The sequence below is a fragment of the Phenylobacterium sp. genome, assembly GCF_035309685.1.
Taxonomy (GTDB): domain Bacteria; phylum Pseudomonadota; class Alphaproteobacteria; order Caulobacterales; family Caulobacteraceae; genus Phenylobacterium.
In genome coordinates this window covers 60,021-71,763 of the sequence record NZ_DATGEX010000057.1, presented here as the reverse complement: position 1 = coordinate 71,763, position 11,743 = coordinate 60,021, and the positions used below count along the sequence as shown (strand labels likewise).

Genomic DNA, 11,743 nt, shown 5'->3' with positions numbered 1-11,743 from the left:
GACATCCCCGCCGAATACGGCGGCGCCGGCGGCGATTTCCGCCATGAAGCGGTGGTGTACGAGGAAACCCAGCGCCGCGGCCTGTCCGGCTTCGGCCAGGGCGTGCACAGCATCTGCGCCCACTACATCCTCAACCACGGCACCAAGGATCAGAAGCAGCGCTTCCTGCCGCGCATGGCGCGCGGCGAGCTGGTCGGCGCCATTGCCATGACCGAGCCCGGCGCCGGCTCCGACCTGCAGGGCGTGCGCACCACCGCCGTGCGCGACGGCAATCACTATGTGGTCTCCGGCTCCAAGACCTACATCACCAACGGCCAGTCGGCGGACCTGATCGTCGTCGTCGCCAAGACCGACCCGACCCAGGGCTCCAAGGGCATCTCGCTGATCCTGGTGGAGGGCGATCGGGCCGGCTTCAAGCGCGGCCGCAACCTCGACAAGATCGGCCAGAACTCCGCCGACACCTCGGAGCTGTTCTTCGAGGACGTGCGCGTGCCGATCACCAACTGCCTGGGCGAAGAGGGCAAGGGCTTCGCCTATCTGATGAACCAGCTGCCGCAGGAGCGCTTGCAGATCGCCATCGCGGGCCAGGCCGGCGCCCAGCGGGCCTTCGACGAGGCGGTGAAGTTCACCAAGGAGCGCAAGGCGTTCAAACAGACCGTCTTCGACTTCCAGAACACCCGCTTCACGCTCGGCGCGCTCAAGGCCAAGCTGCAGGCGGGCTGGGCGCATCTGGACTGGTGCATGGCGCGCCACCTGAAGGGCGAACTCACCGCCGCCGAGGCGTCCGCCGCCAAGCTCTTCCACACCGAGCTGCAATGGGAAGTCTGCGACGCGGCGCTCCAGCTGCACGGCGGCGCCGGCTACATGAACGAGTACCCCATCGCCCGCCTCTGGCGCGACGCCCGGGTGCAGCGCATCTACGGCGGCACCAGCGAGATCATGAAAGAAGTGGTCGCGCGGTCTATCTGAGAGGGGCGATCTAGATCGCCGGGGCCGCCAGCAGCAGCACATAGAGCGGCGCGGAAGCCAGCCAGGAGACGCCCATGGCGATGGCCGCGGGGCGCCACCGCCTCGCCGGCGCCATTTGCCAGGCCACCGCCAGGCCGGCGGCGATGACCACCGTCTGCAGGCCCACCACCGCCACCTGGCTCCAGGCTTGCCAGGGCAAGCCCCCTTCGATCCGGGTCGAGGCGCTCAGGAATTCGGTCAGCTTGTAGCCATAGACATAGGCCGCGTAGAGCGGCGGCGCCGAGAGCGCGAGAAGCAGCGTGAAGCCGCGCGCCCTCACGGGACCCGCTTCACCACCTCGCCGCCCTTCATCACGAACACCGGATGCTCCAGCACCGTCACGTCGGTCAGCGGGTCGCCCGTCACACCGACCAGGTCGCCAAAGTGGCCGGGCGTCGCCTGGCCCACGTCCTTTGACCGGTCGAGCGCCTCGGCGGCGGTCAGCGTCGCGGTGCGGATCGCCTGCAAGGGCGTCGCCCCATAGCGCACCATCACCGCGAACTGGCGGGCGTTGGTCCCGTGCGGATAGACCCCGGCGTCGGTCGAGAAGATCATCTTCACCCCGGCCTTCAGCGCCTTCCTGAAGTTCTCCCGCTGGATGTCGCCGATGTCGCGGTCCTTCTGCAGGTTCTCCTCCAGCACCCCGTTCTTCTTGCCTTCGGCCTGGGTGTAGTCGGTGTTGTAGATGTCCATGCCGAAGTAGCTGCCGTGCGCGATGGCGAGCTTGATGCCCTCGTCGTCCACCAGGCTCGCGTGCTCGATGGTGTCCACGCCGCCCAGGATCGCGGCCTTGATGCCGCTGGCGCCATGGGCATGGGCGGCGACCCTGAGGCCCGTGGCGTGGGCCTCATCGACGATGGCCTTGATCTCGTCGAGGGTCAGCTGCTGGGCGCCGGGCGTATCGCCGTGGCTGAAGACCCCGCCGGTGGCGCAGATCTTGATCACCTGGGCGCCGTATTTGTGCAGTTGGCGGACCATCTTGCGGCCTTCGTCGGGGCTGTCGATCACCGCGTCGCCCTTCTGCTTCATCGACGGCGGGAAGAAGGTCGAGTCACAGTGACCGCCAGTCGAGCCAATGGCGTAGGTGGCGGTGACGATGCGCGGCCCTGGAATGAAGCCCGCATCGATGGCCTGCCGCAGCCCCACGTCCTCATAGTCCTTGGAGCCGACGTTGCGCACAGTGGTGAAGCCCGCCTCCAGCGTCGCCTTGGCGTGCGTCGTGCCCAGGATCGGCCAGAAGCTGTCGGTGAACTCCAGCCGGTTGTAGCCGCCGAACAGCGGCGAGGAGGTCAGGTGGACGTGCATGTCGATCAGGCCCGGCAACAGCGTCACGCCCGGCAGGTCGACCCGCTGCGCGCCCGCCGGGACCGTGTCGCCCTGGTGCTCGACCGCCGTGATCCGTCCATCGACGATCACGACCAGGGGCTTGTCGACATATTTGCCGCTGGCCACGTCCAGCAGCCGCTCGGCGCTCACCGCGACCGTCGCGGCCTCCGCCGAGGCCGCCAGCGCCCAAACGGCCGCAACCGCCGCCACACCCGCCACGATCCGCATACGTATCTCCCCGAGCCTTGCGCCCACGCTTAGCATGGCCGCGCAAAGGTGACAGGGGGCCCGGCGTCCGCTATCGGAGCGCTCCGAACGACAGGGCTGAAGGCGCGCCGTGACCGACAAGGACCAAAGCCAGGCCAATGAGGGCCAGGGATGGGCGACGGCGCACACGCTGGCCGAGGCGCTCCCCTATATCCAGCGCTATGACCGCGAGACCGTGGTCATCAAGTACGGCGGCCACGCCATGGGCGAGGAAGAGGTCGCCAAGCAATTCGCCGCCGACTGCGTGCTGCTGAAGATGCTGGGCCTGCATCCGGTGATCGTGCACGGCGGCGGGCCGCAGATTTCGGCGATGCTGGAGCGCGCCGGGGTCAAGTCGACCTTCATCGACGGCCTGCGAGTCACCGACGCGGCGACCATGGAAGTGGCCGAGATGGTCTTGTCCGGCGCGATCAACAAGGAGATCGCCAACTGGATCACGCTCGCCGGCCGTGAAGCCGATGTGCGCGGCGTCGGCCTTTCGGGCAAGGACGCCCGGCTGATCACCGTGCAGAAGGCCACCCGCACCAAGAAGGACCCGGGCTCGCTGATCGAGAAGGAGGTCGACCTCGGCTTCGTGGGCGAGCCCACGCGGATCGATCCCAAGCTGATCGAGGCGCTGATCTACGCCGACGAGGACTACATCCCGGTGATCGCGCCGATCGGCGTCGCCGAGGACGGCCAGACCTATAACATCAACGCCGACACCGTGGCCGGCGCGCTGGCCGGCGCGCTGAACGCCAAGCGCATGCTGCTGCTGACCGACGTCGCCGGGGTGCTGGACAAGGCGGGCGAGCTGGTCCGCCAGATGACCATCTCCGAGGCCCGCATGGCCATCGTCGACGAGGTCGCCACCGGCGGCATGATCCCCAAGCTCGAGACCTGCATCGCCGCGGTCGAGGCCGGCGTCGGCGCCGTGGTCATCCTCGACGGCCGCCGCCCGCACGCCATGCTGGTGGAGCTGTTCACCGAGCACGGGGCGGGCACGCTCGTCAAAGAATGACGGCCGACCCGCGCCCCGATTCCCAGCCTGCCGATCTGCGGCACGTCGACACCTGGCTGTTCGACCTCGACAACACCCTCTATCCGGCTGAGAGCGGCCTGATGGCGGAGATCGAGCGGCGCATGACCGCTTACGTGATGCAGGTCACGGGCCTGCCGCGCGACGACGCCTATAGGCTGCAAAAGCAGTACCTCGCCGACTACGGCCTGACGCTGGGCGGCCTGGTCGAGCACCACGGGGTCGACCCGGCCGACTTCCACACCATCTTCCACGACATGCCGCTGGAGGGGGTGGCGCAGGACCTGGAACTGGTCGCCGCCATCGCGCGGTTGCCGGGCCGCCGGCTGATCTTCACCAACGCCGACGCCTTCCATGCCGAGCGGGTGCTCAAGCACCTGGGCATGACCGAGCTCTTCGACGGCATCTTCGACATCGGCAGCGCCGACTATGTGCCCAAGCCCGCGCCCGCCACCTTCGCGCGGATCAGCGCCGAGCACGGCATCGACCCGGCCAAGACCGCCTTCTTCGAGGACAGCGAGCGCAATCTGAAGCCGGCCGCGGTGCTTGGCATGACCACCGTTCTGGTCGGCCCCTACGCCCAGGCTTCCACCGCCGACTTCGTGGACTACAAGATCGACCGGCTCGCGCCCTTCCTGGCGCAGGCCCAGCTGAAAGACGCCGCCTGATGAGCATCTCCGATCACGCCGACCTGCAGCGGGTCATCGAAGCCGGCTGGGAAGACCGGGACGCCGTGAACCAGCAGACCAAGGGCCCGGTGCGCGACGCGGTGATGGAGACCCTCGAGCGTCTGGACGCCGGAACCCTGCGCGTCGCGAGCCGCGAGGCGGATGGGACCTGGGTCACCCACCAGTGGGCCAAGCAGGCGATCCTGCTGTTCTTCCGCCTGACGCCGAACCAGCTCACCGAGGCCGACGCGCCCGGCCCCTACTGGGACAAGGTTCCGCTGAAGTTCACCGGCTGGGACGCCGCCCGCTTCGAGGCCGCGGGCTTCCGCGCCGTGCCGGGCTGCGTGGTGCGCAAGGGCGCCTACATCGCCAAGGGCGTGGTGATGACGCCCAGCTTCGTCAATATCGGCGCCTACGTAGGCGAGGCCACCATGGTCGACACCTGGGCGACGGTCGGCTCCTGCGCCCAGATCGGCAAGCACTGCCACATCTCCGGCGGCGCGGGCATCGGCGGCGTCCTGGAGCCCCTGCAGGCCAACCCGACCATCATCGAGGACAACTGCTTCATTGGCGCCCGCGCCGAGGTGGCCGAGGGCGTGATCGTGCGCGAGGGCAGCGTGCTCTCCATGGGCACCTTCCTGACCTCCACCACCCCGATCATCGACCGCAAGACCGGCGCGGTGACCACCGGCGAGGTGCCGCCCTACTCCGTCGTCGTCTCCGGCAGCCGGCCCAACGCCCACGACCCGTCGCTGCCCTCCACCTACTGCGCGGTGATCATGAAGACCGTGGACGAGCGCACGCGGAGCAAGACCTCGATCAACGAGCTGCTGCGGGACTGAGGGGAAAGGCCTGTGCGGTCAGGGCCGCACATGCAGCGATAGGCCGAAGTCGTTGAGCAGGGCCGCGGCGGTGGTCGGCCGGTTCACCTTCCAGTAGGCCTCATAGTCCTTCGGCGTCAGAGTCTGCGCCGCGAAGCGGTCGACGATCTCGAAATAGGCGTCCGCCAGCCGCGTCGAGGACGGGTCGAGGTTGCTGACCACGATGCTGCCCGTCGGCACAACGTCGACCGGCGTGATGCGCAGATCGGGCCGATACTCTCGCAGGATCGTCACCACCTTCCAGACGTCGCCCGTCCACCAGCCCGCCAGGGCCTTGTCCTGCCGCTGCTCCGGCCGGTGCAGGCGCTCGGTCATCTCCAGGTTCACCGGCAGGCAGTCGTCCATCAGGATGACGCCGTTCCGGTCGCAGACCCGCTCGGTGTTCATGAAATCGCGCAGCAGGTACTCGAAGCGGTGCATCCCATCGAGGAAGGCCACGTCCACCGGCGCACCGAAGATGGCCCGCGGATCGTAGTCCCGGAAGAACTCGTCGCTGCCCATCTGGAACAGGTGGAGGATCCGCTTGCGGCCCACAGGGTTGCGATCGAACACGAAGTTCGGATCCACGCCGATCGCGGGTTTCTCGATGAGCGCCAGAGTCGAGCCGTTGTGGACGCCCACCTCCAGATAGTTGCGCGCCGCCTTGGCGTCGGTCACCGCCTTCACGAAGTCGCGATAAGGCGGCCCCTGCAGCGCCTTCCGCGGGTGGGCGGCCGCCGCCGGGATCGCTGCGGAATCCGTCTGCGTGGTGGTCTCGGCCATGACCTGCAAATCCCTCGTCGGCCGACGACATTCCGCGTTCTGCCGCCGATGGCAAGCGCCGCGCGGCCTAGCGGCGGCGCGCGCTCTTCGTATCCGTGTAGGGCGCGCCGTCCTTGTGGCTGTACTCGCTGGCGCCGTCCTTCAGCATCAGGTCGATGTCCGGATAGTCGCAGCCGTCCTCGTCCGGCCGCCGCGACCCCACCTCCAACAGCACCGCCTCGGCGTCCGAGCGGTTCTGGAAATGGTGCCCATTGGGCGCACCCGCCGGGAAGCCCGCGCAATCGCCGGCCCGTAGCACCTGTTCGCCCTCGTCGGTCACCAGCACCACCTCGCCCGAGACCACCCAGGTGAACTCGTCCTCGGCCGTGTGCCAATGCCGCTGGCTCGACCAGACGCCGGGCGCGAGCCGCAGCAGATTGACCCCGAATTGCGTGAGGCCCGCCGCGTCGCCCAGCTTCCAGCGCCGCCGGTCCTTGCAAGGCGCGTCATAGGGCGGCGGATAGCCGGTCCCGAAGCGGGTGGGCGCGGTTTCGATGTCGATCTTGGGCATGGGCGGTTTCCGGTCTAGGAGAGGCGCCTAGCTTAGGCATCAACCCGACGGGCGACGAGATTGATCGACGCGATCAACCTGACGAAACAGCTGATCCGAGCGCCTTCGGTGACCCCCGCGGACGCCGGCGCCATGGACATCGTCGAGCAGACCCTGAGCGGCCTGGGTTTCGCCTGCCGCCGCATGAAGTTCGGCGAGATCGAGAACCTCTACGCCCGCTACGGGACGGTCGGCCCCAACCTCTGCTTCGCCGGCCACACCGACGTGGTGCCGGTGGGCGATGCGGCCGCCTGGAGCCAGGGCGCTTTCGAGGCCAAGGAGGTGGACGGCGTCCTGATCGGCCGCGGCGCCGTCGACATGAAGTCCGCCATCGCCGCCTTCGCCGCGGCCTCGGAAAAGGCCATCGCGGCGGGCCAGGTCCTGGGCTCGCTCTCCTTCCTGATCACCGGCGACGAGGAGGGCGTGGCCACCCACGGCACCAAGATGGTGGTCGAGGCGCTGGACATCGAAGACGAGGTCATCAGCCACTGCGTGGTCGGCGAGCCCACCTCGTCGGAGGCCTTCGGCGACATGATCAAGGTCGGCCGGCGCGGCTCGATCAACGTCGACATCACCGTCACCGGCGTGCAGGGCCACGTGGCCTATCCGCACCGCGCCGCCAACCCCGTGCCGGTGCTGCTGCGCCTGCTGCTGCGCCTGCAGGAGCATGTGCTCGACGAGGGCTACCCCGAGTTCCAGCCGTCCAACCTGGAGATCACCCGGATCGACGTCCCCAACACCGCCACCAACGTCATTCCGGGCGTGGCGATGGCCAAGCTCAACATCCGCTTCAACCCGCACCACACCGGCGAGGACCTCGCCAAATGGATCGAGGCGGAGGCCTTCGAGGCCGGCAGGGGCTTCAACGGCCAGGTCGACGTGGTCCCGCAGATCAGCGGCGAGGCCTTCCTGACCGAGCCCGGGCCCTTCACCGACGTCGCCGCCGCCGCGGTGCGCGACGTGGCCGGCCGCGACCCCGAGCTCTCCACCTCCGGCGGCACGTCGGACGCCCGCTTCATCCGCGCGCTCTGCCCGGTGGTCGAACTGGGCCTGGTCGGCAAGACCATGCACCAGGTCGACGAAGGCGCCCCCGTCGCCGAGATCCGCCAGCTGCAGGCGGTCTATGAAAAGCTGATCGAGCGCTATTTCGCGTCGTTCCCGGCCGAGTAACTCACCCCGGTCAGATAGAGCCCGTCAGCCGGCGCCACCTGGCCGCAGGCCTTGCGGTCCCTGGCCTGGAGCGCGGCGGCCAAATCCTCCGCCGTCCACCGGCCAAGACCCACTTCGGCGATCGAGCCGGTCATGGACCGCACCTGCCGATGCAGGAACGAGCGCGCCTCGAACACCAGCACGACCTCCTCGCCCACGCGGGTCACGCGCGCCACGTCCAGCGTCTTCACCGGCGACTTCGCCTGGCAGGCCACGTCACGGAAGGTGGTGAAGTCGTGCAGGCCGATCAGCGCCTGGGCCGCCGCGTGCATGGCGTCCGCATCCAGGTCCGCCTTGACGTGCCAGACATGGCCGCGCTCCAGCCCCGGCGGCGCGGCGCGGTTGAGGATGCGGTAGCGGTAGCGCCGCTCGGTCGCTGTGAAGCGCGCGTGCCAGCCCTCCGGCGCCACGTCCGCCGCCAGCACCACGATGGGCTCGCCGCGCAGGTGGGCGTTCAGCGCATTGCGCACGGTCTCCGCCGGCCAGTCCTTCTCCAGATCGATGTGGCAGACCTGGCCCGTGGCATGCACGCCGGTGTCGGTGCGCCCGGCCGCGTGCACCCGCACCGTCTCGCCGCAGAAGGCCGCGACCGCGCGCTCCAGCGATCCCTGCACCGTCGGCTGGTCGGCCTGGGCCTGAAAGCCGTTGTACGGGCCGCCGTCGTACTCCAGCAGGAGCCGGTAGCGGGGCATCAGGAGAGCAGCGTCCCGGCGGCCACCGGCGATCCGCGCAGGAAGGTCTCGGCGTGCTGCGGCCCCTTGCCCTCGCGCTGCACGCGCAGCAGCCGCACCGCGCCGGCGCCTGTCCCGACCAGCAGCCGGTCGTCCAGCACCTGGCCCGCAGGCCCCTCGGCGTCCTCGAAGGCGGAGAGCAACGCCTTGACCCGCACCGGCCCTTTGTCGGTCGGCAGCAGGAACCAGGCGCCCGGAAAGGGCGACAGCCCGCGGATCTTGCGGTCGATTTCGGCGCCGGTCTTGCCCCAGTCGAGCCTGGCTTCCTTGGGCCGGATCTTCTTGGCGTAGGTGACGCCGTCCTCGCTCTGGGCGCGCTCGATGGCCGTCCCCGCCTCGATCAGCGGCAGGGTCGCGGCCAAGAGCTCCGCGCCGATCGCCGCCATCCGGTCGTGCACCGTGCCCGCCGTGTCCAGCGGCCCGATGCGCAGGGTCTCCGACGCCAGCACCGGCCCCTCGTCGAGGCCTTCGGTAAGCCGCATCACTTCCACCCCAGTCACCGGGTCGCCGGCCATCACCGCGCGCTGGATCGGGGCCGCGCCCCGCCAGCGGGGCAGCAGCGAGCCGTGCAGGTTGAAGGTCCCCAGCAGGGGCGCCTCGATCACCTCTCGAACGAGGATCTGGCCGAAGGCCACCACCACAGCGGCGTCCAGCTCAAGCGCCTCGAAGGCGAAGATCTCGCCCGGGTCCCGCATTGAGACAGGGGTGCGCACCATCAGTCCAGAATCGAGCGCGAAGGCGTGCACCGGCGAGGGCTGCAGGGTGTGGCCGCGGCCGCGGGGCGCCGGCGGCTGGGAGTAGACGCAGGCGATCTCATGCTCGCCCCCGGCGACCAGACGGCGCAACGCGGCCAGCGCGAAGTCGGGAGTTCCCAGGAAGGCGATCCGCATGGGCGGGTTCTACCCGCGGGGGATGCCCGCGCAAAGGCGCCGGACTTGCAGCCAGCGGAACCTCGGCCGGAGCTTAACCGTTGGTTAACCGTAATTCGAAGGACGCCCGCCCCATGAAGCCCGCAGCGAAACTCGTCATGCGCAATTCCCACCTCGCCATCGTGCTCGGACTCTGGCTGGCGTTGGCTGCCTGCTCCAAGGCCACCACCGAGAAGACCGGCGACGACCTCAAGGCCGTGGGCCACGACGCCGCGGCGGCCGCCAAGGACGTCACCAACGCGCCCGCCGCCAAGGAGCTGGGCTCGGACATCAAGCAGGGAACGGAAGAAGCCGCCGCCAAGACCAAGGCCGCCGCCGACGAAGCCGGCGAGAAGCTGAAGGAAGGCGCCAAGGACGCGGGCGACAAGACCGACGCGGCCCTCAACAAGGCCAAGGACGACGTCTCTAAAAAATAGATCCTCCACCAGCGCGCCTCGCGCGCGTCAGGGGGAGGTGGCTCGGCGCGCAAGCGTCGAGACGGAGGGGTTTCACCCGCAGCGGAAAACGGAGTGGGCTGCAACCCCCTCAGTCAGCTTCGCTGACAGCTCCCCCTAAGGGGAGCATCAGGCCGCCTTCGCCTGCTTCTTGACCTTCTTCACCGCCTGCTCGCGCTTCAGCCGCGAGAGGTGGTCGATGAACAGGACCCCGTCCAGGTGATCCATCTCGTGCTGGATGCAGACGGCGAACAGGCCCTCGGCGTCCTCCTCGATGACTTGTCCCTGATAGTCCTGGTAGCGCAGCTTCACCCGCGCCGGCCGCTCGACCTCGTCATAGATCTCCGGCACCGACAGGCAGCCCTCTTCGTAGGGGGCGGTCTCTTCCGAGGCCCAGAGGATTTCCGGGTTCACGAAGAAGCGCGGCGCCTTCTCGTCTTCGGGCCCGGAGATGTCCATGACGATCACCCGTTTGGGCACGCCCACCTGGATCGCCGCCAGGCCGATGCCGGGCGCGGCGTACATGGTCTCGAGCATGTCATCCATCAGCGCGCGCAGTTCGTCGTCGACCACGTCGACGCGCGCCGAGACCTTCTTCAGGATCGGGTCGGGAACGACGAGGATGTCTCTGATGGCCATGGCCGCGACGTAAGGGGCCTATTCCCGACCGTCAAGGTGGGCGAATGGCCTCAGCGCCAGGATCAGCCTTCCTCGCCCTTCACCAGCCGCACCTGCGGCGGGGGCTCGGTGGGAAGCTTGGCCAGCGGGCGGACGGCGGTGTCGAGCGGCTCCAGGACCTCGACCTTGCGGCCCTCGTGGTCGACCTTCAGCTCCTCGAAGCGCCGCGCCTGGGTCAGCACCTGGGTCTCCAGGCTGCCCACGAACTGGTTGTAGCGCGCGACCGCCGCCTCCAGGGCCTTGCCGACCGAGCCCGCGTGCGCGCCCATGGTGGCGATGCGCTTGTAGAGTTCGCGCCCCAGCTCGGCGATGGTCCGCGCGTTGGCCGCCTGCTCCTCGACCCGCCAGCCGTAGACCACCGCCTTGCAAAGCGCGAAGAGCGTGGTCGGGGTGACGATCACCACCTTGCGGTCCATGGCCTCGGTCATCAGGGTCGGCGCGCGGTCGACCGCGGCGGCGAGCGCCGAATCCAGCGGCACGAACATGGCCACGAAGTCCGGCGAGCCCTCGAACTGGTCCCAATAGGCCTTGGCCGACAGCCCTGCGATATGGCCGCGCACGCTCTGCACATGGCGCAGTCCGGCGGCCTCCCGTTCGCTTTCGGCCTCGGCGGCCTGCAGCTCCAGGAAGGCGTTCAGCGAGCACTTGGCGTCAATGACGAAGACTCCGCCGCCCGGCAGCTTGACCACCACGTCCGGCCGCCGCCGGCCTTCCTCAGTGTCGGTGGAGGCCTGTTCGGTGAAGTCGCAGAAGCTGGAAAGCCCCGCCTGCTCCAGCACGTTGCGCAGCGTCTGTTCGCCCCAGCGCCCCTGCACGCCGGCGCCACGCCGCAGCGCCGAGGACAGCTTGCGCGCCTCGTCCTGCGTCGCCGTCGACGCCAGCAGGAGCGCCGCGATCTGTTCCTTCAGGCCGCCGGTCTCTTCGACGCGGGTCTTCTCGACCAGCGCCACGTGCTCCTGGAACTTCTGCAGGCTCTCGGCCACCGGCTTCAGCTGCGCCTCCAGGCGCGCCTGGGCCAGCTGCTCGCGGTTGTGGATCGCCTCCTCGTTCTTCTTGAGGATCGCCTCGGCCACGCCGGCCGCCGACTGCGCCACCTGGCTCGAGACCAGTTCGGCCTGGGTCTTGGCCATGTCGAGCTGCATGCGCCCGCGCTGCCGCTCCCAGAGAGCCCAAGCGATAGCCGCCACAGCGACAACCGCGCAGGCGAAAGCGAAGATCAGCGATCCGTTCATGCTGTGTTCTT

14 protein-coding genes are annotated in these 11,743 nt (G+C 69.0%); 6 read left to right on the top strand and 8 right to left on the bottom strand.

What is annotated here, in order from left to right; translation table 11 throughout:
* A partial coding sequence (locus VKQ35_RS17960) for an acyl-CoA dehydrogenase family protein (RefSeq protein ID WP_324364087.1) occupies window positions 1–969 on the top strand: 969 nt, incomplete at its 5' end.
* Between the two features lie 10 nt (window positions 970–979).
* Here the strand turns inward: VKQ35_RS17960 and VKQ35_RS17955 are convergent.
* Together VKQ35_RS17955 and VKQ35_RS17950 are read right to left on the bottom strand one after the other, a co-directional pair.
* A complete protein-coding gene (locus VKQ35_RS17955) occupies window positions 980–1,288 on the bottom strand; it encodes a hypothetical protein (RefSeq protein ID WP_324364086.1) in 309 nt (102 codons plus the stop codon).
* Complete coding sequence (locus tag VKQ35_RS17950; protein ID WP_324364085.1) at window positions 1,285–2,562, bottom strand: metal-dependent hydrolase family protein; 1,278 nt, start codon at window positions 2,560–2,562, stop codon at window positions 1,285–1,287. The genes VKQ35_RS17955 and VKQ35_RS17950 overlap by 4 nt, the downstream gene beginning before the upstream one ends.
* A gap of 109 nt (window positions 2,563–2,671) precedes the next feature.
* Here VKQ35_RS17950 and argB point away from each other — a divergent pair, with 109 nt between their 5' ends.
* The 3 genes from argB to dapD are packed head-to-tail and all read left to right on the top strand — an operon-like array spanning window position 2,672 to window position 5,129.
* Window positions 2,672–3,601 carry an acetylglutamate kinase gene (gene argB, locus VKQ35_RS17945; RefSeq protein ID WP_324364084.1) on the top strand — a complete coding sequence of 310 codons (930 nt, stop codon included), beginning with the start codon at window positions 2,672–2,674 and terminating at the stop codon, window positions 3,599–3,601.
* Window positions 3,598–4,287: a pyrimidine 5'-nucleotidase gene (locus VKQ35_RS17940; protein ID WP_324364083.1), complete on the top strand. Its 690-nt coding sequence runs from the start codon at window positions 3,598–3,600 to the stop codon at window positions 4,285–4,287. Before argB ends, VKQ35_RS17940 begins: the two co-directional genes overlap by 4 nt.
* Window positions 4,287–5,129 (top strand): 2,3,4,5-tetrahydropyridine-2,6-dicarboxylate N-succinyltransferase, encoded by an 843-nt coding sequence (dapD, locus tag VKQ35_RS17935; RefSeq protein WP_324364082.1) that lies wholly within the window; start codon window positions 4,287–4,289, stop codon window positions 5,127–5,129. Before VKQ35_RS17940 ends, dapD begins: the two co-directional genes overlap by 1 nt.
* An 18-nt stretch (window positions 5,130–5,147) precedes the next feature.
* Here dapD and VKQ35_RS17930 read toward each other — a convergent pair whose 3' ends face one another.
* A complete protein-coding gene (locus tag VKQ35_RS17930; protein WP_324364081.1) occupies window positions 5,148–5,930 on the bottom strand; it encodes a class I SAM-dependent methyltransferase in 783 nt (260 codons plus the stop codon).
* Between the two features lie 67 nt (window positions 5,931–5,997).
* Window positions 5,998–6,480, bottom strand: coding sequence for a cupin domain-containing protein (locus VKQ35_RS17925; protein WP_324364080.1), 483 nt, complete (start codon window positions 6,478–6,480; stop codon window positions 5,998–6,000).
* Window positions 6,481–6,540: 60 nt separating this feature from the next.
* On the opposite strand from VKQ35_RS17925, the gene dapE reads away from it, so the two are divergent.
* Window positions 6,541–7,689, top strand: a complete 1,149-nt coding sequence (gene dapE / locus VKQ35_RS17920) for a succinyl-diaminopimelate desuccinylase (protein WP_324364079.1) — start codon at window positions 6,541–6,543, stop codon at window positions 7,687–7,689.
* On the opposite strand, the gene truA is transcribed toward dapE, so the two are convergent.
* Both truA and fmt read right to left on the bottom strand, forming a co-directional pair.
* Window positions 7,662–8,420 carry a tRNA pseudouridine(38-40) synthase TruA gene (gene truA / locus VKQ35_RS17915; RefSeq protein ID WP_324364078.1) on the bottom strand — a complete coding sequence of 253 codons (759 nt, stop codon included), beginning with the start codon at window positions 8,418–8,420 and terminating at the stop codon, window positions 7,662–7,664. The two genes, dapE and truA, sit on opposite strands and share 28 nt — an antisense overlap.
* Window positions 8,420–9,349 (bottom strand): methionyl-tRNA formyltransferase, encoded by a 930-nt coding sequence (fmt, locus tag VKQ35_RS17910; RefSeq protein ID WP_324364077.1) that lies wholly within the window; start codon window positions 9,347–9,349, stop codon window positions 8,420–8,422. The genes truA and fmt overlap by 1 nt, the downstream gene beginning before the upstream one ends.
* A 113-nt stretch (window positions 9,350–9,462) precedes the next feature.
* Between fmt and VKQ35_RS17905 the strand changes: the two genes are divergently transcribed.
* Complete coding sequence (locus tag VKQ35_RS17905) at window positions 9,463–9,804, top strand: cell surface protein (RefSeq protein ID WP_324364076.1); 342 nt, start codon at window positions 9,463–9,465, stop codon at window positions 9,802–9,804.
* Between the two features lie 147 nt (window positions 9,805–9,951).
* Here VKQ35_RS17905 and VKQ35_RS17900 read toward each other — a convergent pair whose 3' ends face one another.
* Window positions 9,952–10,461: a peptide deformylase gene (locus tag VKQ35_RS17900; protein ID WP_324364075.1), complete on the bottom strand. Its 510-nt coding sequence runs from the start codon at window positions 10,459–10,461 to the stop codon at window positions 9,952–9,954.
* 62 nt (window positions 10,462–10,523) lie between these two features.
* Window positions 10,524–11,732: a DNA recombination protein RmuC gene (locus tag VKQ35_RS17895; RefSeq protein WP_324364074.1), complete on the bottom strand. Its 1,209-nt coding sequence runs from the start codon at window positions 11,730–11,732 to the stop codon at window positions 10,524–10,526.
* Between the last annotated feature and the right edge of the window lie 11 nt (window positions 11,733–11,743).

What these genes read in the sequence shown, in the direction of transcription:
- VKQ35_RS17950 (WP_324364085.1), bottom strand. Translation starts at nt 2,562, where the DNA reads ATGCGGATCGTGGCGGGTGTGGCGGCGGTTGCGGCCGTTTGGGCGCTG.
- fmt (WP_324364077.1), bottom strand. Translation starts at nt 9,349, where the DNA reads ATGCGGATCGCCTTCCTGGGAACTCCCGACTTCGCGCTGGCCGCGTTG.
- dapD (WP_324364082.1), top strand. Translation starts at nt 4,287, where the DNA reads ATGAGCATCTCCGATCACGCCGACCTGCAGCGGGTCATCGAAGCCGGC.
- truA (WP_324364078.1), bottom strand. Translation starts at nt 8,420, where the DNA reads ATGCCCCGCTACCGGCTCCTGCTGGAGTACGACGGCGGCCCGTACAAC.
- VKQ35_RS17900 (WP_324364075.1), bottom strand. Translation starts at nt 10,461, where the DNA reads ATGGCCATCAGAGACATCCTCGTCGTTCCCGACCCGATCCTGAAGAAG.
- VKQ35_RS17895 (WP_324364074.1), bottom strand. Translation starts at nt 11,732, where the DNA reads ATGAACGGATCGCTGATCTTCGCTTTCGCCTGCGCGGTTGTCGCTGTG.
- VKQ35_RS17930 (WP_324364081.1), bottom strand. Translation starts at nt 5,930, where the DNA reads ATGGCCGAGACCACCACGCAGACGGATTCCGCAGCGATCCCGGCGGCG.
- VKQ35_RS17905 (WP_324364076.1), top strand. Translation starts at nt 9,463, where the DNA reads ATGAAGCCCGCAGCGAAACTCGTCATGCGCAATTCCCACCTCGCCATC.
- VKQ35_RS17940 (WP_324364083.1), top strand. Translation starts at nt 3,598, where the DNA reads ATGACGGCCGACCCGCGCCCCGATTCCCAGCCTGCCGATCTGCGGCAC.
- VKQ35_RS17925 (WP_324364080.1), bottom strand. Translation starts at nt 6,480, where the DNA reads ATGCCCAAGATCGACATCGAAACCGCGCCCACCCGCTTCGGGACCGGC.